Origin of the sequence: Gluconobacter sp. P1D12_c (assembly GCF_018812105.1) — a bacterium.
Lineage (GTDB): Bacteria > Pseudomonadota > Alphaproteobacteria > Acetobacterales > Acetobacteraceae > Gluconobacter > Gluconobacter oxydans_A.
This window is the reverse complement of record NZ_JACSIQ010000812.1, coordinates 1-370: the sequence shown is the minus strand read 5'-3', so window position 1 is coordinate 370 and position 370 is coordinate 1. Positions and strand designations below refer to the sequence as shown.

General features: G+C 58.4%; 1 protein-coding gene. It reads left to right on the top strand.

Annotation, left to right across the window (positions count from 1 at the left end; genetic code table 11):
• Positions 1–7 precede the first annotated feature (7 nt).
• On the top strand, positions 8–370 hold a 363-nt coding region (locus tag KP705_RS19320; protein WP_215765483.1), incomplete at its 3' end, for a DUF4158 domain-containing protein.

Genomic DNA, 370 nt, shown 5'->3' with positions numbered 1-370 from the left:
TCCGATCATGGCGCGGCGCCGTCTTCTGACCCGTGAAGCTCTCGCCCGACATTACGAGCCTTCTGTCGATGATCGCGAGATCACGAGACATTTTACACTCAGCCAGGATGACTTCGATCTGATCGCAACCCGCCGCGGAGAAACCTCCCGATTGGGTTTCACGATGGTCATGCTCTACATGCGCTGGCCGGGACGGGTGCTGGAATCTGGTGAAACACCACCGGCTCCCATTCTGTCATTTGTTGCGCGGCAGCTCGACCTGTCCCCTGGGCTCTGGTCCCATTACGGACGTCGTGACGAAACCCGTCGATCCCATCTGGCCCACCTGATGAAGCGTTATGGCTACCGAACCTTCGATCGGTCGGCATTT